Origin of the sequence: Bacillus tequilensis KCTC 13622 (assembly GCF_000507145.1) — a bacterium.
GTDB lineage: Bacteria > Bacillota > Bacilli > Bacillales > Bacillaceae > Bacillus > Bacillus tequilensis.
In genome coordinates this window covers 93,141-115,781 of sequence record NZ_AYTO01000032.1, presented here as the reverse complement: position 1 = coordinate 115,781, position 22,641 = coordinate 93,141, and the positions used below count along the sequence as shown (strand labels likewise).

The 22,641-nt window shown below is 46.1% G+C and carries 22 protein-coding genes; 17 read left to right on the top strand and 5 right to left on the bottom strand.

The features are described 5' to 3' along the window. Positions 1 to 15: 15 nt before the first annotated feature. On the bottom strand, positions 16 to 1,314 hold the full coding sequence (gene pbuO / locus V756_RS0110580) for a hypoxanthine/guanine permease PbuO (protein ID WP_024714646.1): 1,299 nt from the start codon (positions 1,312 to 1,314) through the stop codon (positions 16 to 18). Positions 1,315 to 1,410: 96 nt separating this feature from the next. Here pbuO and pepV point away from each other — a divergent pair, with 96 nt between their 5' ends. Then, positions 1,411 to 2,802: a dipeptidase PepV gene (pepV, locus tag V756_RS0110575; protein WP_024714645.1), complete on the top strand. Its 1,392-nt coding sequence runs from the start codon at positions 1,411 to 1,413 to the stop codon at positions 2,800 to 2,802. Positions 2,803 to 2,835: 33 nt separating this feature from the next. Here pepV and cysK read toward each other — a convergent pair whose 3' ends face one another. Continuing rightward, entirely contained in the window at positions 2,836 to 3,771 is a 936-nt protein-coding gene (gene cysK / locus V756_RS01000000122255) for a cysteine synthase A (RefSeq protein ID WP_032682081.1), read from the bottom strand. A 148-nt stretch (positions 3,772 to 3,919) separates the two neighbouring features. Between cysK and thpR the strand changes: the two genes are divergently transcribed. From thpR to V756_RS0110540, 5 genes are all read left to right on the top strand, one after another. Next, positions 3,920 to 4,471: an RNA 2',3'-cyclic phosphodiesterase gene (thpR, locus tag V756_RS0110560; RefSeq protein ID WP_024714642.1), complete on the top strand. Its 552-nt coding sequence runs from the start codon at positions 3,920 to 3,922 to the stop codon at positions 4,469 to 4,471. Between the two features lie 25 nt (positions 4,472 to 4,496). Further along, positions 4,497 to 5,411 carry a hypothetical protein gene (locus V756_RS0110555; protein WP_024714641.1) on the top strand — a complete coding sequence of 305 codons (915 nt, stop codon included), beginning with the start codon at positions 4,497 to 4,499 and terminating at the stop codon, positions 5,409 to 5,411. A 48-nt stretch (positions 5,412 to 5,459) separates the two neighbouring features. Continuing rightward, a complete protein-coding gene (locus V756_RS0110550; RefSeq protein WP_024714640.1) occupies positions 5,460 to 6,389 on the top strand; it encodes a YegS/Rv2252/BmrU family lipid kinase in 930 nt (309 codons plus the stop codon). Between the two features lie 25 nt (positions 6,390 to 6,414). Continuing rightward, on the top strand, positions 6,415 to 8,571 hold the full coding sequence (gene pulA / locus V756_RS0110545) for a type I pullulanase (protein ID WP_024714639.1): 2,157 nt from the start codon (positions 6,415 to 6,417) through the stop codon (positions 8,569 to 8,571). Positions 8,572 to 8,750: 179 nt separating this feature from the next. After that, positions 8,751 to 9,548: a phosphotransferase family protein gene (locus V756_RS0110540; RefSeq protein WP_024714638.1), complete on the top strand. Its 798-nt coding sequence runs from the start codon at positions 8,751 to 8,753 to the stop codon at positions 9,546 to 9,548. On the opposite strand, the gene V756_RS0110535 is transcribed toward V756_RS0110540, so the two are convergent. Continuing rightward, complete coding sequence (locus V756_RS0110535; RefSeq protein WP_024714637.1) at positions 9,549 to 9,827, bottom strand: YtzH-like family protein; 279 nt, start codon at positions 9,825 to 9,827, stop codon at positions 9,549 to 9,551. Between the two features lie 204 nt (positions 9,828 to 10,031). Here V756_RS0110535 and trmB point away from each other — a divergent pair, with 204 nt between their 5' ends. The 3 genes from trmB (at position 10,032) to V756_RS0110520 (ending at position 13,372) form a co-directional block, all read left to right on the top strand. Continuing rightward, positions 10,032 to 10,673 (top strand): tRNA (guanosine(46)-N7)-methyltransferase TrmB, encoded by a 642-nt coding sequence (gene trmB, locus V756_RS0110530; protein ID WP_024714636.1) that lies wholly within the window; start codon positions 10,032 to 10,034, stop codon positions 10,671 to 10,673. Positions 10,674 to 10,743: 70 nt separating this feature from the next. Beyond that, the gene (locus V756_RS0110525) at positions 10,744 to 11,586 is read left to right on the top strand and encodes a YtnP family quorum-quenching lactonase (protein WP_024714635.1); all 843 of its coding nucleotides are present in this window, start codon (positions 10,744 to 10,746) and stop codon (positions 11,584 to 11,586) included. Positions 11,587 to 11,671: 85 nt separating this feature from the next. Further along, positions 11,672 to 13,372, top strand: coding sequence for an NAD-dependent malic enzyme (locus V756_RS0110520; protein WP_024714634.1), 1,701 nt, complete (start codon positions 11,672 to 11,674; stop codon positions 13,370 to 13,372). Positions 13,373 to 13,422: 50 nt separating this feature from the next. Here the strand turns inward: V756_RS0110520 and V756_RS0110515 are convergent, their stop codons facing one another. Further along, a complete protein-coding gene (locus tag V756_RS0110515; RefSeq protein ID WP_024714633.1) occupies positions 13,423 to 13,740 on the bottom strand; it encodes a PepSY domain-containing protein in 318 nt (105 codons plus the stop codon). 158 nt (positions 13,741 to 13,898) lie between these two features. Here V756_RS0110515 and V756_RS0110510 point away from each other — a divergent pair, with 158 nt between their 5' ends. Next, a complete protein-coding gene (locus V756_RS0110510) occupies positions 13,899 to 14,972 on the top strand; it encodes a M42 family metallopeptidase (RefSeq protein WP_024714632.1) in 1,074 nt (357 codons plus the stop codon). 56 nt (positions 14,973 to 15,028) lie between these two features. On the opposite strand, the gene V756_RS0110505 is transcribed toward V756_RS0110510, so the two are convergent. After that, entirely contained in the window at positions 15,029 to 15,475 is a 447-nt protein-coding gene (locus V756_RS0110505) for a YtoQ family protein (RefSeq protein ID WP_024714631.1), read from the bottom strand. A gap of 78 nt (positions 15,476 to 15,553) precedes the next feature. On the opposite strand from V756_RS0110505, the gene V756_RS1000000123875 reads away from it, so the two are divergent. The 7 genes from V756_RS1000000123875 to V756_RS0110470 all read left to right on the top strand — a co-directional run bounded on the left by V756_RS1000000123875 (position 15,554) and on the right by V756_RS0110470 (position 22,613). Further along, positions 15,554 to 15,670, top strand: coding sequence for a hypothetical protein (locus V756_RS1000000123875; RefSeq protein ID WP_155906212.1), 117 nt, complete (start codon positions 15,554 to 15,556; stop codon positions 15,668 to 15,670). A 39-nt stretch (positions 15,671 to 15,709) separates the two neighbouring features. Beyond that, positions 15,710 to 16,033, top strand: a complete 324-nt coding sequence (locus V756_RS0110500; RefSeq protein ID WP_024714630.1) for a thioredoxin family protein — start codon at positions 15,710 to 15,712, stop codon at positions 16,031 to 16,033. Between the two features lie 15 nt (positions 16,034 to 16,048). Further along, positions 16,049 to 16,858: a DUF1444 domain-containing protein gene (locus V756_RS0110495; protein ID WP_024714629.1), complete on the top strand. Its 810-nt coding sequence runs from the start codon at positions 16,049 to 16,051 to the stop codon at positions 16,856 to 16,858. 15 nt (positions 16,859 to 16,873) lie between these two features. Continuing rightward, the gene (gene ytpR / locus V756_RS0110490) at positions 16,874 to 17,479 is read left to right on the top strand and encodes a YtpR family tRNA-binding protein (RefSeq protein ID WP_024714628.1); all 606 of its coding nucleotides are present in this window, start codon (positions 16,874 to 16,876) and stop codon (positions 17,477 to 17,479) included. A 158-nt stretch (positions 17,480 to 17,637) separates the two neighbouring features. Further along, a complete protein-coding gene (locus V756_RS0110485) occupies positions 17,638 to 20,481 on the top strand; it encodes a DNA translocase FtsK (RefSeq protein ID WP_024714627.1) in 2,844 nt (947 codons plus the stop codon). A gap of 249 nt (positions 20,482 to 20,730) precedes the next feature. Further along, the gene (gene murC, locus V756_RS0110480) at positions 20,731 to 22,029 is read left to right on the top strand and encodes a UDP-N-acetylmuramate--L-alanine ligase (RefSeq protein ID WP_024714626.1); all 1,299 of its coding nucleotides are present in this window, start codon (positions 20,731 to 20,733) and stop codon (positions 22,027 to 22,029) included. Positions 22,030 to 22,190: 161 nt separating this feature from the next. Further along, positions 22,191 to 22,613, top strand: coding sequence for a DUF948 domain-containing protein (locus tag V756_RS0110470; protein ID WP_024714625.1), 423 nt, complete (start codon positions 22,191 to 22,193; stop codon positions 22,611 to 22,613). Positions 22,614 to 22,641 lie beyond the last annotated feature (28 nt).

Below are 22,641 nucleotides of genomic sequence, written 5' to 3'. Positions count from 1 at the left end.
GTTTTTCTGTATGTGTTATAAAATAAACAGCTGGATGAAAAACAGAATGGCGAAAACGAAGACGAGCGGGTGAATCTCTCTCCATTTTCCCCGTGCTGCTTTTACAATCGGATATGAAATAAAGCCAAGCGCAATCCCAGTAGAAATGCTTGATGTCAAAGGCATGGCGAGAATAACAAGAAACGCTGGGAATGCTTCGTCCATCTCTTTCCAGTTCATGTTCGACACAGAGCTCATCATCAGGCTGCCGACGATAATCAAAGCAGGCGAGGTAATGGCGGCTATGCCTGATAAGGCGCTGACGAGCGGACTGAAAAACATAGAGGCCGCAAACAGCACAGCAACTGTCAAACTTGTAAGCCCCGTTCTTCCCCCGGCTGCGACACCAGCGGAAGATTCGATAAATGCCGTTGTCGGACTTGTGCCGAAAACAGCTCCTACTGTCGTCGCTGTTGAATCGGCAAGCAGTGCTTTTCGCACGTTTGGCAGCTTGTTGTTCTTCATCAGCCCGGCTTGCTCTGCAACACCAATCATCGTGCCTGTCGTATCAAAAATCGTGACCAATAGAAAAGAAAAGACAACAGCGTACAGGCCGTGATGAACGACATCGCCAAAAGCGGAAAACGGATTTGCGATGATTAGGCCCTCCGGTAAATGTGGAAGCGACATGAAACCTTTTGAAAAATGCAGCTGGCCCGTAAAAAAGGCGATCAAGGCGGTAGCTGCCATTCCGATGAATAAAGCGCCGCTTACTTTCCGCACCATCAGGACCACGCTGATCAAAAGGCCGATCAGCGTTAAAATAACACCTGGTGAATGCAGATTGCCGAGAGTAACCAGGTTTGACTCATCAGGTGCCACAATTCCCGCCTGACGCAAACCGATAAAGGCAATAAACAGCCCGATCCCCGTTGTGATCCCGTATTTTAAATTGTTTGGAATCGCTTCTATCAGTTGTTTTCTTAAAGGCGTTAACGATAGAATAATGAAGAGAACCCCTGCTGTAAATACTGCGCTGAAAGCTGTTGCGTACGTGATTCCGCCATCGCTTGCGCTTACGACATGAAAGGCTAAATATGCGTTCAAGCCCATGCCGGGCGCAATTGCAATCGGATAATTTGCTGCCAGGGCCATCCACAGCGTTCCGACAATGGAAGCAATAATCGTTGCGGTGAAAACCTGGTCGAAAGGAACCCCGGCGTTAGCCAGAATAACCGGATTAACCACGACGATATAGACCATTGTGAAAAAGGTTGTCAGCCCTGCTATGATTTCTTGCTTTATGGATGTTTGCTGCTCTTTTAGATGAAACATAGTAACCTCCAATTACGAACGTTTTAACAAAACACCATTAATATTATTCGTTTTATTTTGTTTTTGCAAGTCATTTCTTGCCGAAAGGGGATCATTATGAACTGGGAAGTCGAAGTGATCAGAAAAAAAGAGGATTTAATACGTGATACGCAGGAATTTTTGAGAATCAACAGTGTAATGGATGAAACAACCGCAGGACCCGGCAAACCGTTTGGAGAAGGAGTAAACGCAAGCCTGTCTTCATTGCTGGAGCTTGGAGAAAAAGAAGGCTTTGCGATAAAAAATCTTGACGGCTATGCCGGTCATATTGAATGGGGCGAGGGCGATGACATTGTCGGCGTACTTTGCCACGTTGACGTCGTGCCGCCGGGAGATGGGTGGACGAGTGATCCGTTTTCTGCTGATATCCGTAACGGACGGGTTTATGCGAGAGGCGCTATTGATGACAAAGGGCCGACAATGGCGGCATTCTATGCGCTGAAAATCGTAAAAGACATGAATCTGCCGCTGTCCAAGCGTGTCAGAATCATTATCGGAACAGATGAAGAAAGCGATTGGAGATGCGTGGAACATTATTTCAAGCATGAAGAAATGCCCACGCTAGGCTTTGCGCCTGACGCAGATTTTCCGATTATTAACGCTGAAAAAGGAATCGTTGATGCATCATTGCTCATCCCGCATCGCTCAAACCAAGCCGATTCAAAGGCAGTGCTTGTTTCATTTCAGTCAGGCCTTCGCTTAAACATGGTGCCTGACGCAGCGGAAGCTGTTATTGAAGGGCAGAAAAAAGAAGCGATTCTTGCTTCATTTAAAGATATGCTTCGCGCGACGGATCGAAAAGGAGAAGCTGAAATAGAGAACGGGCAGCTTATTCTGCGTATGTACGGGCTTTCCTGCCATGCGATGGAACCGAACAATGGAATCAATGCCGGCCTTTTATTGTGCGAATTTTTGCAGCAGACTGAGCTTGATGAAGCAGGCAAGCGGTTTGTGCAAGTTGTGACAGACAAGTTTTCAAATGATACGAGAGGAAAGAAACTGAATATCGACTGTGAGGATGACATTAGCGGCGAGCTGACACTAAATGTCGGAACGCTGCGCTATAGGGAAGGGCAGGGAGGCGAACTTGGAATCAATATCCGCTATCCTGTAACCGCGGAAAGCAAAGCGATCCGCGACGCATTCGAAAGCGCACCTGAATTTGAACTGGGAGAATTCAAAGACAGCAAGCCGCATCATGTGTCAGCAGACCATCCGTTAGTCAAAACCCTGCAAAAGGTGTATGAAGGCCAGCTGGGCAAAAAAGCTGATTTAATCTCAATTGGCGGCGGGACGTATGCCAGATCGTTAAAAGCCGGTGTCGCATTCGGCCCGCTGTTCCCTGGACGTCCTGACAGCGCACACCAAAAGGATGAATATATTGAAATTGATGATCTGCTGAGATCGACAGCCTTATACGCGCAGGCCATCTACGAACTTGCGAAATAAAAGGACCGGCTTCTGCGGAAGCCAGTCCTTTTTTTAAACAAATGACCATAAATCAGTTGATAAATACCGTTCTCCTGTATCGGCAGTCATGCAAACCACAACTTGGTCAGGGGAGAGACGTTTTGCTGTTTCGATTGCCGCGAAGCAGGCAGCGCCTGACGAAGGCCCGACAAGGATTCCTTCTTCAGCGGCAAGGCGTCTTGTGGTCGTATAGGCGTCTTCATCAGAGATTTTGATAATCTCATCATATACGTCTTGATTTAAAATCGGAGGTATGAAGCCCGGGCTCGTGCCCACAAGCTTATGCGCGCCGGGTTTTCCTCCGGATAATACAGGTGAACCCGCAGGCTCGACAACATGAACCGTGATGTCAGGAAAAAGCTCTTTGAGCGCCTCACCTGTTCCGGTAATGGTTCCGCCTGTTCCGGAAGAGGCGACAAAAGCGCCGAGCGGTTTTCCGATTTCCTCTATTGCCCGGGCAATTTCAGGCGCCGTCGTTTTTCGGTGCGCGTCAGGGTTGGCACTGTTGTCGAACTGCATCGGAATATAGCTGTTCGGAATTTGCTCGGCAAGCTCCTTCGCTTTTTTTATGCTGCCAGGCATTCTTTCCGCTCCTGGTGTTAACACAACCTCTGCGCCGTAAGCTTTCAGAAGGTTGATCCGCTCCTTCGTCATCGTATCAGGCATGACTAGGATCGCTTTATAGCCGCGTGCCGCGGCATTCATGGCGAGTCCGATTCCGGTATTTCCGCTAGTCGGTTCTATAATAACTGATCCCGGTTTGAGCAAACCGTTTTGTTCTGCTTCTATGATCATATGATAAGCGGCTCTGTCTTTCACACTGCCGCTCGGATTAAAAAATTCAAGCTTTAAATAGACCTGCGCCGCGTTTTCCGGCTGAAGCCGATTCAATCTCACAAGCGGTGTATCTCCGATCAGATCAGCTGTATTTTCAACGATTTTCAACATTGTCATTCCTTTCTGAATAAAACAAGTGTCATATAATATCCTAACATAATAAACGTTTGTGCGAGAGTGTTTTCATTCACTTGTCCTCTATCCGCACAGCCTCTTTATTGATAAAATAATAGCTGTTAAAGAAGGGAGTGTCAGACGGATGCCAGATGCACGGCCACATTATTTTATCGGTGTTCCCATTCCTGAGGGAATAGCGAACCCGATTTACCATGCTGCGAAAAACGAGCCGGTTTTGACGTTTCAAAAATGGGTGCACCCGCTTGACTATCATATCACGTTAATTTTTCTCGGAGCGGCGGATGAGACACAAATCAAGCAGCTTGAGGGTTCGCTTGCTGCGATTGCTTCAGAAACCAATCCGTTTCAAGTTGAATTTGGCAAAATCGATGTATTCGGCGACCGCAGACGGCCGCGTGTTTTACACTTGGAGCCAAAGCAAAACAGACCGCTTGAAGTGTTGCGGGAGCATACGAAACAGGCTGTTCTTCAAGCCGGCTTTCAAGTGGAAAAAAGACCGTATCACCCTCATATGACGCTGGCTAGAAAATGGACAGGAGAAGAAGGGTTTCCGGCACATGTTCCGTTTGAAAGCGGCGAGGTTTCGATGACGGCTGAACGGTTTTCGCTCTTTCAAATACACTTGAACAAATCACCAAAATACGAGGAAATATTCAAATTTCATTTATCTTAATTCATTGCGGAGTGGAGAAACGAACATGGCACAAATCATTAAAATTCATGATTATATATCGAGATATGAGCTTGATCCGTACCATTATATCAACCAGTTTGTGCGGCTGAAAAAAGAGCGCTGGCTTTCATTGTTAGAAGCAGCGGAGCGCCAGCATGAAGAAAGGCAATCCAGTGCCGAAGAGCCGGAACCGCTGCAGAAACGAAAAAAATTTTCATTGAAAAGAAGAAAAGAAGAGATAAAAGCCGATATACAAGAAGAGAGACACCAATGGTTTGAGGAAGAAGACGAATTACATGTAAGGCTGCCGAAGAGCAGGATGGCGCTTGCTTCTTTTTATAAAAGACATTTATATGAATTTCAGCTCAAATGGGCAAGCTCTACTCTTTCAGAAATATCTCATCTCTCAAACCAGGTGAAGCAGGACCGCATTTTGCGTTATCTGACCCAGCAGCTGCCTGATTCTTATTTCATTATGTATAAGCCTGTGCTGAAAATTCAGCAGGCGGCTGTTGAATTAAGTATTGTGATTATTTCCCCTCTTGATATTTTTTGCGTTTCTTTCTTAGAGGCGGAGGAAGACAGTGTGTATATAGGGTCTAAAAATCGTTTTTGGGACAAGAAAACAGCCTCTCAGACTGAATCAGTGTTAAATCCGGGGCTGAGCCTGTTTCGAACGGATTCCGTTGTGTCAAAGATCATAAAGGAAAAACAGGCTGAAATCCCGGTTCGAAAATTGCTTCTGAGCAGATCGTCGTACATCGATTATCCAGAGCCGCCATACGGCTTAGAAATAGCGGATAAGCGCGTCGCGGAAGAATGGATTGAGCGGCAGAAGAAAAACACTGCTCCGATTAAGCATCATCAGGTAAAAGCTGCGAAGGCTCTATTGTCTTACTGCATGTCTGACTCCGATCGCAGACAAGAGTGGCTGGAGTAAAAGAGAACGATTTGAGCGGTTTTCTCATAACATAAGCAGGTGAGAAAGATGAGCCATTGGTTTTTTATTATTAATCCGACAGCAGGACATCGCAACGGCCTGCGAGTTTGGAAGTCCATTCAAAAGGAATTGATCAAACGAAAGGTCGAGCATCGCTCATTTTTAACTGAACATCCCGGGCACGCCGAGGTGCTCGCCAGGCAGATTTCAACGATACAGGAATATAAGCTGAAGCGCCTGATCGTGATTGGCGGAGACGGAACCATTCATGAGGTTGTCAACGGGCTGAAAGAGGTTGACGATATTGAACTAAGCTTTGTGCCGGCGGGCGCGTATAATGATTTTTCGCGAGGGTTCTCTATTAAAAAAAGCGATCTGATGCAGGAAATCAAAAAGCTGAAGCGTCCGTTAACCCGAACCTTTCATTTAGGAAGCGTCAATTTCCTTCAGGATAAATCACAGGTTCTTTATTTTATGAATCATATCGGAATCGGGTTTGACGCATATGTCAATAAAAAGGCGATGGATTTTCCGTTGAGACGGGCTTTTCTTTTTCTCCGACTTCGATTTCTTGTGTACCCGCTTTCCCATTTGCACGCTTCGGCGACATTTAAGCCGTTTTCGTTAGGTTTTACAACGGAAGGCGAGACGCACGAATTTCATGATGTCTGGTTTGCGGTTGTATCCAACCATCCGTTTTACGGAGGCGGCATGAAGGCGGCTCCGCTAGCAAATGCGCGCGAGAAGGCATTTGATGTCGTGATTGTTGAGAATCAGCCGTTTTTGAAAAAATATTGGCTTTTATGTCTGATGGCATTTGGAAAACATACAAAGATGGACGGCGTTACGATGTTGAAAGCAAAAGACATTACGTTTTACACGAAGGACAAAATTCCGTTTCATGCTGACGGAGAAATCATGGGCACCACCCCGTTTCGTCTGGCATCGAGTCCTTCGCCCCTGAGAATTAAAACATAAACGTATTTGGAGGAGAGAGCTTCCGATGGTCAGCATCCGCCGCAGCTTTGAAGCGTATGTCGATGACATGAATATCATTACCGTTCTGATTCCTTCTGATCAAAAAGAAATCATGACACCGCCGTTTCAGCTTGAGACGGAGACGGCAGTTTTTCCTCTGGCTGTCAGAGAGGAATACCGGCTTGAAGCAACGTACAAGTACGTTTGCGTATCTGATCATCCGGTGACATTTGGAAAAACACATGCCGTCAGAGCGTCCAGCGGCGATCAAACGGATCTCCAAATTGGCGCGGTTATTCGGACGGATGCATTTGATGATGCATTTTATTATGACGGAGAGCTGGGGGCCGTTTATACTGCGGATTATACTGAATTTAAAGTATGGGCGCCTGCCGCAGTCTCAGCTGCTGTCAAGCTCTCACCCCCTAATAAAAGCGGGCGCATGTTCCAAATGACTCGGTTGGAAAAAGGCGTTTATGCCGTTACGGTCAGCGGGGATCTCCACGGGTATGAGTATGTGTTCTGCATCTGCAACAATTCAGTGTGGACGGAAACCGTTGATCCGTATGCAAAGGCCGTGACGGTAAATGGAGAGAAGGGTGTCGTTCTGCGCCCGGATCAAATGAAATGTTCTGACCCGCTCAAACCATTCCCACACCCTGCGGATACCGTTATTTATGAGATGCACATCCGCGACTTCTCCATTCATCAATACAGCGGCATGAAAAACAAGGGAAAATACTTAGCACTGACAGAAACCGACACGCAAACCACAAATGGGTGTTCTTCCGGACTGACGTATGTCAAGGAGCTCGGTGTTACACATGTCGAGCTTCTGCCAGTGAATGATTTTGCCGGCGTTGATGAAAAGAAGCCGCTTGATGCCTACAATTGGGGATATAACCCGCTTCATTTCTTTGCCCCGGAGGGAAGCTATGCCTCAAACCCTCATGATCCTCAAACAAGAAAAACAGAGTTGAAACAAATGATCAAAACCCTTCATCAGCACGGACTGCGCGTCATTCTGGATGTCGTCTTTAACCACGTGTACGAGAGGGAGAATTCACCTTTTGAAAAGACAGTGCCAGGCTATTTTTTCCGCCATAACGCATTTGGGATGCCGTCAAACGGCACCGGTGTCGGAAATGACATCGCATCAGAAAGACGGATGGCGAGAAAGTTCATTGCGGATTGTGTCATCTACTGGCTGCAGGAATACGATGCCGACGGATTCCGCTTTGATCTGCTTGGCATTTTAGATATTGACACTGTGCTTTTTATCAAAGAAAAAGCAATGGCGGTAAAGCCCGGAATCCTGCTGTTTGGAGAGGGATGGGATTTGGATACACCGCTCCCGCATGAACAGAAAGCCATCTTAGCGAATGCTTCAAAAATGCCGGGCATCGGCTTTTTTAATGATATGTTTCGTGACGCTGTGAAAGGGAACACCTTTCAGCTTATGTCTGCCGGCTTTGCGCTCGGCAGCGGGGGAGCAGCGGAAAACGTGATGCACGGGATTACCGGGTCTTCCGGATGGAAGGCATTAGCTCCGGTTGTTCCTGAACCGAGCCAGTCTATCAATTATGTCGAGTCACACGACAACCACACCTTTTGGGATAAAATGAGCCTTGCTCTGCCTCAAGAAACTGACAGCCGAAAGAGAAGCAGGCAACGGCTGGCATCCGCGATTATTTTGCTTGCCCAAGGAGTGCCGTTTATTCATAGCGGACAGGAATTTTTCCGGACGAAGCAGGGAGTGGAAAACAGCTATCAATCCAGTGACAGCATTAATCAACTGGATTGGGATCGGCGTGAAATGTTCAAAGAGGATGTTGACTATTTCCGCAGGCTGATCTCGCTGAGAAAAGCGCATCCGGCATTCCGTCTCAGGTCTGCTGCAGATATCCGGCGCCATCTTGAATGTTTGACGCGAGACGAACACCTTATCGCATACAGGCTTCATAATCTTAACGGGATTGATGAATGGGAAGACGTCATCGTCATCCATCACGCAAGTCCGGCTGCCGTTGAATGGAAGCTGCCAAATGACAAATCGTATCGGCTTTTATGTGATACATCAGGTTTTCAGCGTGACCCGAAAGAAATCAAGAAAGCGGTTGCGGTAATGGGCATCGGAACGGTTATCTTATATTTAGCATCAGATCTTAAGAGTTTTGCTTGACGAAGTTTGTGCTATAGCGCTAAAATTTAAAGGACGGCTATTGATTAGCATATGAGACTCTCAATAGCTGTCTTTTTTATTTTCATACGATTCGTACGAAAAAGGCACTCGCTGGATAGACTAGAGACGATTCGCCTTTATTCTAAAATATTTTAAGAAATGATGGGTTGAACATTGATATGAACTGGTTGGGACAATTACTAGGTAGCGATTGGGAGATCTTCCCCGCCGGAGGAGCTACAGGAGATGCATATTATGCGAAACATAACGGGCAGCAGCTTTTTTTAAAACGTAATAGCTCACCTTTTTTAGCTGTTTTATCCGCCGAAGGCATTGTTCCGAAGCTGGTTTGGACAAAACGGATGGAAAATGGGGATGTCATTACGGCCCAGCACTGGATGACCGGCAGAGAGCTGAAGCCTAAAGATATGAGCGGACAGCCCGTTGCTGAATTGCTTCGTAAAATACACACATCAAAAGCCTTGCTGGACATGCTGAAAAGACTTGGAAAAGAACCGCTGAACCCGGGGGCTCTTCTGTCTCAGCTGAAGCAGGCTGTATTTGCTGTGCAGCAATCTTCGCCGCTGATTCAAGAAGGGATCAAATACTTAGAAGAACATCTGCATGAAGTGCATTTCGGTGAAAAAGTCGTTTGCCATTGTGATGTCAATCATAACAACTGGCTATTGTCTGAAGACAACCAGCTGTATTTAATTGACTGGGACGGCGCTATGATCGCTGATCCGGCGATGGATCTCGGGCCTTTGCTGTACCACTACGTCGAAAAGCCAGCTTGGGAGAGCTGGCTGAGCATGTACGGCATTGAGCTAACTGAAAGCCTGCGGCTGCGAATGGCTTGGTATGTGTTATCCGAAACAATCACTTTCATAGCCTGGCACAAAGCAAAAGGCAATGATAAGGAATTTCATGATGCAATGGAAGAACTGCATATGCTCATGAAACGCATCGTTGAATAATCAGGAATACGAATCCATTTGCTCTACCCATTGAGACAGGCTGTTTTGATGCTCTTGTATGTGTGAGTCGATGGATTTGGACGAAATTCCTGATTGGCTGTAGCGGTAAACATCTTCCAGCACGTTTTTGAAGTTTGAATCAAGCTCTGTATTTGCCATCAGCGATTTAATCACACGCTCAAGCTGCTCGTACTCTGCGACGGTTCCGCAGCAGTCCAATTGATGGTCAGATAATATATCCTTCAATAAATGAACTTGATGCTCATAATGTAAACCCATAACGGTACACATCCCTTCAGTATCATACGGGTTAAATTGTTCAAAACAGCGCGTTTTTATGCATGTGAAAGGAGTGTTCCGCAAACGGGAACCTCTTTTTTTTATATACGCAGACTTAGCGGGTACACTGGAAAAACAATCTTGCGGGTCTTTTTAATTCATGGTATGTTGTTAGTCGAAATAATAGATAGAGGTGTCAATCATATGAGAATGCGCCACAAGCCTTGGGCTGATGACTTTTTGGCTGAAAACGCAGATATTGCCATCAGCAATCCAGCTGATTATAAAGGGAAATGGAACACAGTGTTTGGCAACGACAATCCGATCCATATCGAGGTTGGTACAGGAAAAGGGCAGTTCATTTCTGGAATGGCCAAACAAAATCCCGACATCAATTATATTGGGATTGAGTTATTTAAAAGCGTCATTGTGACAGCCGTCCAAAAAGTAAAAGATACCGAAGTGCCGAATGTAAAGCTTCTGAATATAGATGCGGACACGCTGACAGATGTGTTTGAGACGGGTGAAGTCAAACGGGTCTACTTGAATTTTTCCGATCCTTGGCCGAAGAACCGCCACGAAAAACGCCGTCTGACATATTCGCATTTCCTCAAAAAGTATGAAGAAGTGATGGGGAAAGACGGAGCGATTCATTTTAAAACGGACAACCGCGGCTTGTTTGAGTACTCTTTAAAGAGCTTCTCCGAGTACGGCCTGCTGCTGACATATGTCAGTCTCGATTTGCATAACAGCAATCTGGAAGGCAATATCATGACAGAATACGAAGAAAAATTCTCTGCGCTTGGCCAGCCGATCTATCGGGCTGAGGTTGAATGGAGAACGTAAAACAGACTCTGACAGGAGTCTGTTTTTTTTATGGACCGTTTGCTACCATGATGACAGGAGGGGAATGAAAATGGAATCAATGAAAATCGGAAATATTACGTTAACCTGGCTTGACGGAGGCGTGACACATATGGACGGAGGCGCCATGTTCGGCGTCGTTCCAAAGCCGCTATGGTCTAAAAAGTATCCAGTCAATGAAAAAAACCAGATTGAACTTAGGACAGACCCTATCCTCATTCAAAAGGACGGGCTCAATATCATTGTCGACGCCGGAATTGGGTCTGGCAAGCTGACTGATAAACAAAAACGAAACTATGGCGTGACACAAGAATCGAATGTGAAAATATCATTAGCAGCGCTCGGATTAACAGCTGCTGATATAGATGTGATTGCTATGACACACCTTCATTTCGACCATGCATGCGGTTTAACGGAATATGAAGGGGAACAGCTCACCTCAGTCTTTTCGAATGCAGTGATTTATGCATCTGCTGTCGAATGGAATGAAATGCGCCATCCGAATATCAGGTCAAAAAACACGTACTGGAAAGAAAACTGGGAGGCGGTTGCCGATCAAGTCAAAACCTTTGAAGACACCTTAACAATCACAGAGGGAATGACGCTGCATCACACCGGAGGGCATAGTGAAGGCCACAGTATTCTTATATGCGAGGATGCGGGTGAAACCGCAGTACATATGGCAGATTTGATGCCGACACACGCCCACCGCAACCCGCTATGGGTGCTGGCTTACGATGATTATCCGATGACCTCTATACCGCAAAAGCAGAAATGGCAGTCATTCGCAGCGGAAAAAGACGCATGGTTTATTTTTTATCATGATGCCCAATATCGCGCGCTTAAATGGGATGCAGAGGGAAGCATCAAAGATTCAATCAAGCGAATCAACTAATAGCATATTTTTATGTTTACCCTGCATGTTTTCCGGCTAATAATGCAAACCTAGTACTAATTATGGTTAGAAAGGAAGAGGCAGGGTGAAACAATTCAAAGTAACAAACGAAGGAGACATTCAAACAACATTAAGAGGCCTTGAAGTGCTCTCTGTTCCTTTTTTGAACAAAGGTGTTGCTTTTACCGAGGAAGAAAGAAAAGAACTTGGTTTAAAAGGCTTTCTGCCGCCCAAGGTATTAACGATTGAAGATCAGGCGAAAAGAGCGTACGAACAATATTCCGCGCAGCCTGACGATTTGAGTAAAAATGTTTATTTAACAGCGTTGCACGATCGGAATGAAACGCTGTTTTACCGCCTGTTAAACGACCATTTAGGGGAAATGCTGCCGATTGTTTATACACCGACAGTTGGAACAGCAATCCAGAGATACAGCCATGAATACAGAAAGCCGCGAGGTCTCTATCTGTCAATTGATGACCCGGACGGTATGAAAGAAGCATTTAAACAGTATAAAGATCAAAGCGATACGATTGATTTAATTGTTGCAACTGATGCGGAAGGAATTTTAGGAATCGGTGACTGGGGTGTCGGAGGCATCGCGATTTCTATCGGTAAGCTGGCGGTTTATACGGCGGCTGCGGGTATTGATCCGAGCAGAGTGCTGGCAGTTGTTTTAGATGCGGGAACAAATCAGGAGAGCCTCTTGAACGACCCGCTTTATGTCGGAAACCAGCATTCCAGAGTCCGCGGGGAACGCTATGACCAATTTATTGACGAGTATGTTGCCCTTGCGAGAGAAACGTTCCCGAACGCATTGCTGCACTGGGAGGATTTCGGAGCGAAAAACGCGCGCAGCATTTTGCATCGCTATAAAGATAAAGTGTGTACCTTCAATGATGATATTCAAGGGACAGGCGCTGTTTCACTGGCGGCAGTCTTATCCTGTGCAAAAGCGTCTAAAGTGCCGCTAAGGGATCACAGAGTCGTCATATTCGGAGCAGGAACGGCAGGAATAGGAATTGCTGAACAGCTGCGGGAAGCGTTGGTGCGCGAGGGACTGAGTGAGGAAGAATCATACCAGCGCTTCTGGTGCATAGACAGAAACGGGTTGCTAACTGATGATATGGATCAGCTTCTTGATTTCCAGAAGCCTTATGCCCGTTCGGCAGATGAAGTGAAGGGGTATCAGCGGAACGGAGACGGCGGAGGCATTGATCTCCTTGAAGTGGTCCGGCAGGCGAAACCGTCGATTCTGATCGGGACATCAACGGTTTCCGGCGCATTTACAGAAGAAATTGTAAAAGAAATGGCGTCACATGTGAAACGGCCGGCGATTTTGCCAATGTCAAATCCGACCACGCTTTCTGAAGCAAAACCGCAGGACCTAATCGAATGGACGGAAGGCCGCGCACTGATTACGACAGGAAGCCCGTTCCCGCCGGTGGAATATAATGGTGTGACGTATCACATTGGCCAGGCTAACAACGCGCTTGTCTTCCCGGGTCTCGGTCTTGGAACGATTGTTACCAAATCAAAATTAATTACCGACGGAATGTTTGAAGCATGTGCCCGGGCAATTGCAAGTATGGTCAATGTCGGGGTGCCCGGCGCGCCGATGCTCCCAAAAGTAGAGGATTTGCGGACTGTATCGGCAACCGTTGCAGTCGAAGTTGCTAAAACCGCAATGAAGGAAGGCGTCGCGACGGAAGAGCCTGAAGACCTTATACAGGCTGTGCAGGATGCGATGTGGTACCCGGTATACAAACCGATTCGCGCGATATAAAAAAAGAGCCGCTGCATGGGCAGCGGCTTTTATGTTAAGCTTGTCCGGTGTTAAGAGGCGATTGTATCAATAACATCGACAATTTCCCCTGTTTTCGCATCCACCATGACCTCGTACTGCTCTAATTCTCCGAAAGCTGATCGTGTAATGCCGGTTTTGTACACCTGTACTGTTTCTCCGTTCACATTGTAAGGCTCAGGCTGGGTATAAATCCATGACCCGTCAATCGGCCCCCGCTGCTTAAAAGCGGATTTTACGATGCGAAGCGCTTTTTCTGAAGAAATATAAGGCTTCATCACATATTGTTTCACAATAACTGCCGTACAAATGCCAAGTCCTGCTCCTAAAAGAAGATGACGCAATTTCAAAATAAAGCACCTCCTGATTGATCGTACTTTTCATTATACAGAAACCGCCAAATCCTGTTAAGCAATACGATGCTGTCCGAGCAGATTCGGCCGAGGTGCTTGGAAAACTTGATTTTTTCTAATAAAATAAAAGGACTACATAGAAATGAGGGAAAAACATGAATCAAGAAACGAAAGCGCTTTTCCAAACACTGACGCAGCTGCCCGGCGCGCCGGGCAATGAGCATCAGGTTCGTGCTTTTATGAAGCAAGAGCTTGCCAAATATGCCGATGACATCGTTCAGGACAGACTGGGAAGTGTTTTCGGAGTCAGAAAAGGCGAAGAGGGCGCACCGAGAATCATGGTTGCCGGACATATGGATGAAGTTGGCTTCATGGTCACATCCATTACAGACAACGGGCTGCTCAGATTCCAGACGCTCGGGGGCTGGTGGAGTCAGGTGCTGCTTGCACAGCGAGTTGAAATTCAAACAGATAACGGGCCGGTTCCGGGTGTGATTTCAAGCATACCTCCGCATCTGCTGACAGATGCACAGCGAAACCGCCCGATGGATATCAAAAACATGATGATCGATATCGGAGCAGATGATAAGGACGACGCTATCAAAATCGGCATAAAACCGGGACAGCAGATTGTGCCTGTCTGCCCGTTTACAACGATGGCGAATGAAAAGAAAATTTTATCAAAGGCATGGGATAACCGATATGGATGCGGCTTAAGCATTGAGCTTTTGAAGGAATTGCACGGAAAAGAACTTCCGAACACGCTCTATGCGGGTGCAACGGTACAGGAAGAAGTAGGGCTGAGAGGCGCGCAGACGGCTTCCCATATGATTAAACCGGACTTGTTTTTCGCGCTTGACGCCAGCCCGGCAAACGATATGGGCGATGACAAAAATGAATTTGGGCAGCTTGGAAAAGGCTTTTTGCTCCGCATTCTTGACAGAACGACAGTCATGCACCGCGGGATGAGAGAATTTGTGCTTGATATGGCGGAAACACATGATATTCCATATCAATATTTCGTTTCAGGAGGGGGAACAGATGCGGGCAAAGTTCACATTTCAAACAGCGGCGTTCCCTCAGCGGTTATCGGAATTTGTTCCCGCTACATTCATACGAACGCTTCTATCATTCATATTGATGATTATGCTGCCGCCAAAGAAATGCTCATCAAACTTGTGACAGCCTGCGATAAGCAGACGGTGGATGCGATTAAAGAAAATATGTAGGGTATCATAAAAGCTTGTTGAACGGGGCTGCAAGCCCGGATCGACAAGCTTTTTTCTTATTCTGTTTCAAAAACATAGGAAAGGGCCTTAATGGCTTGATTTACGGTTTCAACTGTTATATTCGCTTTGTTGGAAAGCTCTTTTAAAGGATGGTGGAGCGATTCCGGCCGGATCATAATCAGAGGTTTTCCTTTAGCAATCGCATATGATGCATCCATTGCCGTGTTCCACTGTTTGTATTTTTCGCCAAAAAGAGCAATTACAAAATCTGCTTTATTCATCAGGACGGCGGTTCTGAAATTATTCACGTCAGAGGCTGTGTCATCCTTTAAAACGGCATTTGGCTGAATGCCCATAATTTCTTCTCCGATATTGTCTGAGCGGTCATGATTCTCCATCGGGCCGACAAACGTAATCGGCAGCTTCAGTGATTTTGTTTTCTCTTTGATTTCCTCGCGCCAATTGCTGTGGATTTCCCCGGCTAAATAGACGACAAACTCCATATTAAAATCCCTCCTTATGCATGTCTATCTGTAAATTTTACCCTTATGTCCCTGATGTTAAACGAAACGAGCTTGATAATGCAAATAAAATATGATAATGATAATGAGAAAGCGAATCTTACATATTCATTCGTTGCATATAAGTGGTTTTGCCGTAAGCAGTTTGGTATGATCCAAGTGGACGAGTATCGATAAACCAACGTGTAAGAACAGAATCAACTGGAGGGATATAAAATGAAAAAAATTGAATCAACTCAAGAGCTGGAAAAAGCGGTAAAGGATGATTGGGCGGTCTTTATGTTTTCAGCCGACTGGTGCCCGGATTGCCGTTTCATAGAGCCTTTTCTGCCTGAAGTGGAAGCGGACTTCCCTGAATTTACTTACTACTACGTAGACCGCGACAAGTTCATTGATACGTGTGCAGAGTGGGAAATTTACGGAATCCCAAGCTTTGTCGTTTTTAATGAAGGAAAAGAAGTAAATCGTTTTGTGAGCAAAGACCGTAAAACGAAAGAAGAAATTGAACAGTTTTTAACTGACTCTCTCGCTAAAGCGTAAAGGAGGACATCTGGTTTGAAAATGACCTCAAGGAAGCTGTCAGATATCCTGAAACAGCGCCTTCAGCACGAGAATCGCTCCTTTCTGTTTGACAGAGAAAAAGATACCCTCCGTGTTGAGGATCAAACGACCAAAAAAGGAATTACGCTCGACCTGCCGCCGATCATTGCAAAATGGGAACTGAAAAAAGATGAAGCCATTGATGAGATTGTGTACTATGTCTCCGAAGCGATGACGGCAATGGAAGGGAAGGCTCAGGAAATGACCGGAAAAGAAAGCCGCATTTACCCGGTGATCCGCTCGACTTCTTTCCCGGACAAATCCAGCGAAGATATTCCGCTCATTTATGACGATCATACGGCAGAGACCAGAATTTATTACGCGCTTGATCTCGGGAAAACCTACCGTTTAATTGACCAGCGCATGCTTGAGAAAGAAAACTGGACAAAAGAGCGGATTAGAGAGACGGCTGCATTTAATCTCCGCTCTTTGCCGGCGGTTGTCAAAGAGGATACGGTAGCCGGCAATTTCTTTTACTTTTTCAGGGCAAATGACGGTTACGACGCCAGCCGGATTTTGAACGAAGCGATCTTAAATGAGTACAAGCAGCGTGCAGAAGGTGAACTGGCGATCTCTGTTCCGCATCAGGACGTTCTGATTCTTGCTGACATCCGGAATGAATCGGGTTATGATATTCTAGGACAAATGTCGATGAGCTTCTTTGCAGGCGGCACCGTTCCGATTACCGCCCTTTCATTTTTGTACAATGAAGGAAAGCTGGAACCGGTGTTTATCCTGGCGAAAAGCCGTCCGAAAAAGGATTAGAAAGGATTTTTACTTATGAACGCTTTTTATAATAAAGAAGGTGTGGGAGACACGCTGCTGATCTCTCTTCAAGATGTGACACGCGAACAAATTGGCTATGAAACATACGGCGACGTCGTCAAAATTTTTAATAACGAGACAAAAGAAACAACGGGTTTCAACATTTTCAATGCGTCTTCTTACTTGACCATTGATGAAAACGGCCCTGTTGCGCTCTCAGAAACATTTGTGAAGAATGTGAACGAGATTCTAAGCAGAAACGGCGTAGAAGAGACATTAGTCGTTGATTTATCTCCGAAGTTTGTTGTCGGATATGTAGAGTCAAAAGAAAAACATCCGAATGCGGATAAATTAAGTGTATGTCAAGTCAATGTAGGAGAAGAAACGCTTCAGATCGTCTGCGGCGCGCCTAACGTTGACCAAGGGCAAAAAGTTGTCGTTGCCAAAGTCGGCGCCGTGATGCCAAGCGGACTTGTCATTAAGGATGCAGAGCTTCGCGGCGTTCCGTCAAGCGGAATGATCTGCTCAGCGAAAGAGCTTGCTTTGCCGGATGCTCCTGCTGAAAAAGGAATCCTTGTGTTAGAAGGGGACCATGAGGCAGGGGACGCATTTCAATTTTAGACTCCCATAAACCCGTTCAAAAAAACGAATCATCTAAAAAGCCGCTAAGCCCTTGTTTAGCGGCTTTGTTTTGCCGAAAGCTTAATCTTTTCTGGGCCGACGTGCAGTGGTATACTAAAAAACGTCCCAGAAAACTATAAGGGAGTTAGAGATAAATTATGAGTTGGCTTCATAAATTTTTTGATTTGTTTTTAGGCGAGAGTGAAGAGGATAATGAACGGGAGAAAAAACCTGCTCAAATTCCGCAGCAGCAAGAAATACATCAGCATCATCCTGAAGGACAATTAAAAAGATTGGAAGATCCTAAAATATATTATGAATATCCAAAAGGCAAGTTTCGTTTTCCAGTCGTGCCTGACGGATACCAAAATCAAGACTTGAGAAGGCGCCGAGCACCAGCGGACGAACCGAAATCCGCGCCGCGTCCAAGCGCCGCGCCATACAGAGAACATCCCAAAGATAAAAAAGAGCAGCATACATATCAAACATCAGAGCCGGCGAAGAAACCATTTAAACCGACAAATATCCCTTCGCCAATACATGGATTCAATCAAAAGCCATCCGTCAAAAAGGATGTGCCGAAACAGCGTTCAGAAACAGTGAAGGCACCGGACAAATCTGAAAAAGAGAAGGTAACACTGCTGTCAGAAGAGATCGAGCGGGAACGCAGCTATTCTGCTCCGGACAGGCCGACGCAGCACGTAAAAGAAGCGCCTTTTTTGCCGGATACCCCATTCGAAGAACAGCCTTCTCGCGGCTTGAACGGAATGGCTGCAGGGCGTGAAGAAGCGCTGGGACAGCGCCCAGCCGAAGAGCCAGCTGCCGACATTCAGCATCCGGAAAAAGAAGCGTCTTTCTTCCCTGCTGGACAAAATGAAGAGCAAACAGCCCCTGAGACACTGACAGATACGGTAGCTGAGGCACAGGAAGACCGAACAGGCAGTAAACAAAGCCATGAAGACACCATGCCTGCGGCGGCTGAGATTCAAGAAGAACAAAGGGAACAACTGCCAGAGGAAGCCGAAGAGTTTGTCTGCCGCGCTGAACAAGTTGAAGAGCAAGCAGCACAAACATCCCCGATAGAGGCAGTATATGAGGGCGGAGAATCAGCAGAACGGTCAGACAGCAAAGTAGACAATCATCACGAAATCGCAGCAGCTGCTGAGAGCCTGTCTGTTCAAGAAGAACGAATAGACACCCTAAAGGAAAACAATGCCTCGTTTACAGGTCACGAGCATTCTGTGTCTCTGACTCAAGCAGTAACAGAGGAAGAAGCAGAAGAGCCATCAGACAGCATAATAAACAACCAGGCCGACATCTCGGAAGCGGAAGACACGAAGATAGACGTTTACCCAGACGGCCATGCTGAGCCGGAGCAAAATGATCACTTGGAATTTTCTGCAGTCCATGAAAACCGGCAGGACATTCATGCGAACGCAGCACACGCTGCTATAGAGGAGCCGCAAAAAAGCTCTGTCATACAGGAGAAACGTACTGAACAAAGCACATCTCCTCAAAAAGGGCCGTCTGTTCCTTTTAATGTCATGATGCTGAAAAGAGATACGCATAAACAGCAAAAAGCAGAGGAGCGCCGCAGCAGCTATGTGTTTCCGAATGTCGCACTGCTTGATGTCCCGCCAGCGCAAGTTCAAGACGATACTGCGTGGATAGAAGAACAGCGTCAGCTTCTTGATTTGACTCTGAAAAATTTTAATGTCCGCGCCAATGTGGTTCACGTGACCCAGGGTCCTTCTGTCACAAGATTCGAGGTGCATCCTGAACCAGGCGTAAAGGTGAATAAAATCACCAACTTGTCTGATGATATTAAGCTCAGCCTGTCTGCAAAAGATATTCGGATTGAAGCGCCGATTCCGGGGAAAAACACGATCGGAATAGAAGTGCCGAACCGCGCGAGCAAGATGGTTGACTTGCGCCAGATGATTCGCAGCTCAGCTTTCAGAACGAGCAAGTCGCCTCTCACGGCTGCGCTGGGGCTGGATATCTCAGGGAATCCTGTCGTGATCGACTTAAAGAAAATGCCGCATGGCTTGATTGCCGGCGCTACGGGCTCGGGAAAAAGCGTTTGTATCAATACAATTTTGGTCAGCCTGCTTTATAAAGCCGACCCGAGTGAAGTGAAGGTGCTGCTGATTGACCCGAAAATGGTAGAGCTGGCTCCATACAATAAAATTCCTCATCTCGTCAGCCCGGTTATTACTGACGCCAAAGCGGCTACCGCTGCGTTAAAGTGGGTCGTTGAGGAAATGGAGCGGCGCTATGAGCTGTTTGCCCATTCAGGCGTCCGCGACATTGATCGCTTTAATCAATTAACGGCTGACCACCAAATGGGCGAAAGGCTGCCGTATTTAGTGGTGGTGATTGATGAGCTGGCTGATTTGATGATGGTTGCTCCAAACGATGTCGAAGAGAGCATTGCGCGGATCGCCCAAAAAGCCAGAGCGTGCGGTATCCATCTGCTCGTCGCAACTCAGCGGCCTTCAGTCGATGTCATTACCGGCCTGATTAAGGCGAATATCCCGACGAGAATCGCATTTTCTGTCTCAAGCCAGGTTGATTCCCGAACGATCATTGACATAGCCGGTGCCGAAAAGCTTCTCGGCAAAGGGGACATGCTCTTTTTGGAAAACGGCTCGGGAAAACCAGTCCGCCTTCAAGGTAACTTTGTGTCGGATCGCGAAATCGACCGTGTCGTTTCCCACGTCAGAAACCAAATGCCGCCAACCTATTTATTTGAACAAGAAGAGCTTGTAAGACAAGGATCAGCCCTGAAAGAAGAGGATGAACTGTTTTACGAAGCGTGTGAGTTTGTTGTTGAGCAAAACAGCGCGAGCACTTCAAGCCTGCAAAGAAGGTTCAGAATCGGGTACAATCGCGCGGCAAGGCTGATCGATATGATGGAAGCGGAAGGCATGATCTCAGAGGCGAAAGGAAGCAAGCCCCGTGAGGTGCTGATCACAGCAAGTGATTTAATAAACGAATAATATAGGTTCATTTTCACACCAAACATGGTATGATAGTGTTTAGAGCATTTCACAGCATGCCGCTTTACAGCAGATGAAGCATAGAGAAATCTTGATATCTAGGTTTAATCAGAAAGAATTAACCGGATACTGAACATAACAAAACATATAAAATACGCCGCTTAAGACGGCTTTTCAGCCGCCGCGGTCGCAAATTGAAATGAGCGTCATATACTGGGGAACAGATAGACGTTTGTTGGAGGTACAATTATGACTGTTTATCATTTTGTTGGAATAAAAGGGACCGGTATGAGTCCGCTTGCCCAAATACTTCATGATAATGGATATACTGTCCAAGGATCGGATATCGAAAAATTTATTTTTACGCAAACAGCGCTTGAAAAAAGAAACATTACAGTTCTTCCTTTTAGCGCGGATAATATCAAACCCGGCATGACAGTTATCGCTGGAAACGCATTCCCAGACACGCATCCCGAAATTGAAAAAGCCATGTCTGACGGAATTCCGGTGATACGTTATCATAAGTTTTTAGGCAACTACATGAAAAAATTCACAAGTGTTGCCGTTACGGGCGCGCACGGCAAAACGTCGACAACGGGTCTGCTGGCTCACGTAATCCAAAACGCCAAACCGACGTCTTTCTTAATCGGGGACGGAACAGGCCAGGGAAATGAAAACAGCGAATACTTTGTGTTCGAAGCGTGCGAATACCGCCGCCATTTCTTAAGCTATCAGCCTGACTACGCGATCATGACGAATATTGATTTTGATCATCCAGATTACTTCTCTAGCATTGACGATGTGTTTGACGCTTTCCAAGAGATGGCGCTTCAAGTCAACAAAGGCATTATTGCCTGCGGAGACGATGAGCATCTGCCGAAAATCCATGCGAACGTTCCGGTAGTGTATTACGGCACGGGGGAAGAAAATGATTTTCAAGCCCGAAACATCGTAAAAAGCACGGAAGGGACAACTTTCGATGTATTTGTCCGCAATACATTCTATGATACGTTTTATATTCCAGCGTACGGCCATCACAATGTATTAAACTCATTGGCCGTCATTGCGTTATGCCATTATGAAGAAATTGATGCCAGCGTAATTAAACATGGCCTCAAATCATTCGGCGGCGTCAAACGCAGATTCAATGAGAAGCAGCTCGGGGATCAAGTGCTGATTGATGACTACGCTCATCATCCGACCGAAATAAAAGTGACGATTGAGGCGGCAAGACAGAAATACCCTGATCGTGAAATTGTCGCTGTATTTCAGCCTCATACATTTACGCGGACACAGCAATTCCTTGACGAATTCGCAGAAAGCCTAAGCGGGGCTGACTGTGTGTATTTATGCGATATTTTCGGCTCAGCCCGAGAGAATGCAGGAAAGCTGACAATTGGCGACCTGCAGGGAAAAATTCATAATGCGAAGCTGATCGAAGAAGATGACACATCTGTTTTAAAAGCTCATGAAAAAGCCGTTCTCATCTTTATGGGAGCAGGGGATATCCAAAAATATATGAGAGCCTACGAAAACGTCATGGCATAATAAAAAGCAGTGATCTCACTGCTTTTTATTTATCTGAAGGAAAAGCTTGTTAAAGGATTTTCTTACATAACGGAGAATAATATGTATACAGCCCAGTACACATGTTTAGGAATTAAGGAAACGGGTAAACAGCAGTATATCCTGCAGCAAGGAGGTTTGAGATGATTATTATTCTTTATTTAAGCGTTGCACTCATCGCAGTCGCATTTCTCGTATTAGTGATCTATTTGTCTAAAACATTGAAGTCACTGCAGCTGACACTAAAAAACGTCGCATCCACTCTAGAAGGGCTGGAGGGACAAATGAAAGGCATCACAACTGAAACAGCCGAGCTCTTACATAAGACCAACCGCCTGGCTGAAGATATTCAGGAGAAATCAGAAAAACTGAACACGGTCGTTCATGCTGTTCAAGGGGTGGGAACTTCTGTGCAGCAGTTCAATACATCCATGAAGCAGGCGGCAGGGTCTGTATCAGCATCAGTAAGAGAAAATCAAGATAAAATCAATCAAGTCGTCACATGGAGCCAAGCGGCGATGGAAATTTGGGAAAAATGGAAGCAAAAGAAAAAATCAGTTCTATAAAAGAAAAACATTATGAGGAGGAATAATG

Excerpts from the sequence above, each read along its gene's own strand:
- pbuO (WP_024714646.1), bottom strand. The coding sequence starts at position 1,314 with ATGTTTCATCTAAAAGAGCAGCAAACATCCATAAAGCAAGAAATCATA.
- pepV (WP_024714645.1), top strand. The coding sequence starts at position 1,411 with ATGAACTGGGAAGTCGAAGTGATCAGAAAAAAAGAGGATTTAATACGT.
- cysK (WP_032682081.1), bottom strand. The coding sequence starts at position 3,771 with ATGTTGAAAATCGTTGAAAATACAGCTGATCTGATCGGAGATACACCG.
- thpR (WP_024714642.1), top strand. The coding sequence starts at position 3,920 with ATGCCAGATGCACGGCCACATTATTTTATCGGTGTTCCCATTCCTGAG.
- V756_RS0110555 (WP_024714641.1), top strand. The coding sequence starts at position 4,497 with ATGGCACAAATCATTAAAATTCATGATTATATATCGAGATATGAGCTT.
- V756_RS0110550 (WP_024714640.1), top strand. The coding sequence starts at position 5,460 with ATGAGCCATTGGTTTTTTATTATTAATCCGACAGCAGGACATCGCAAC.
- pulA (WP_024714639.1), top strand. The coding sequence starts at position 6,415 with ATGGTCAGCATCCGCCGCAGCTTTGAAGCGTATGTCGATGACATGAAT.
- V756_RS0110540 (WP_024714638.1), top strand. The coding sequence starts at position 8,751 with ATGAACTGGTTGGGACAATTACTAGGTAGCGATTGGGAGATCTTCCCC.
- V756_RS0110535 (WP_024714637.1), bottom strand. The coding sequence starts at position 9,827 with ATGGGTTTACATTATGAGCATCAAGTTCATTTATTGAAGGATATATTA.
- trmB (WP_024714636.1), top strand. The coding sequence starts at position 10,032 with ATGAGAATGCGCCACAAGCCTTGGGCTGATGACTTTTTGGCTGAAAAC.
- V756_RS0110525 (WP_024714635.1), top strand. The coding sequence starts at position 10,744 with ATGGAATCAATGAAAATCGGAAATATTACGTTAACCTGGCTTGACGGA.
- V756_RS0110510 (WP_024714632.1), top strand. The coding sequence starts at position 13,899 with ATGAATCAAGAAACGAAAGCGCTTTTCCAAACACTGACGCAGCTGCCC.
- V756_RS0110505 (WP_024714631.1), bottom strand. The coding sequence starts at position 15,475 with ATGGAGTTTGTCGTCTATTTAGCCGGGGAAATCCACAGCAATTGGCGC.
- V756_RS1000000123875 (WP_155906212.1), top strand. The coding sequence starts at position 15,554 with ATGCAAATAAAATATGATAATGATAATGAGAAAGCGAATCTTACATAT.
- V756_RS0110500 (WP_024714630.1), top strand. The coding sequence starts at position 15,710 with ATGAAAAAAATTGAATCAACTCAAGAGCTGGAAAAAGCGGTAAAGGAT.
- ytpR (WP_024714628.1), top strand. The coding sequence starts at position 16,874 with ATGAACGCTTTTTATAATAAAGAAGGTGTGGGAGACACGCTGCTGATC.
- V756_RS0110485 (WP_024714627.1), top strand. The coding sequence starts at position 17,638 with ATGAGTTGGCTTCATAAATTTTTTGATTTGTTTTTAGGCGAGAGTGAA.
- murC (WP_024714626.1), top strand. The coding sequence starts at position 20,731 with ATGACTGTTTATCATTTTGTTGGAATAAAAGGGACCGGTATGAGTCCG.
- V756_RS0110470 (WP_024714625.1), top strand. The coding sequence starts at position 22,191 with ATGATTATTATTCTTTATTTAAGCGTTGCACTCATCGCAGTCGCATTT.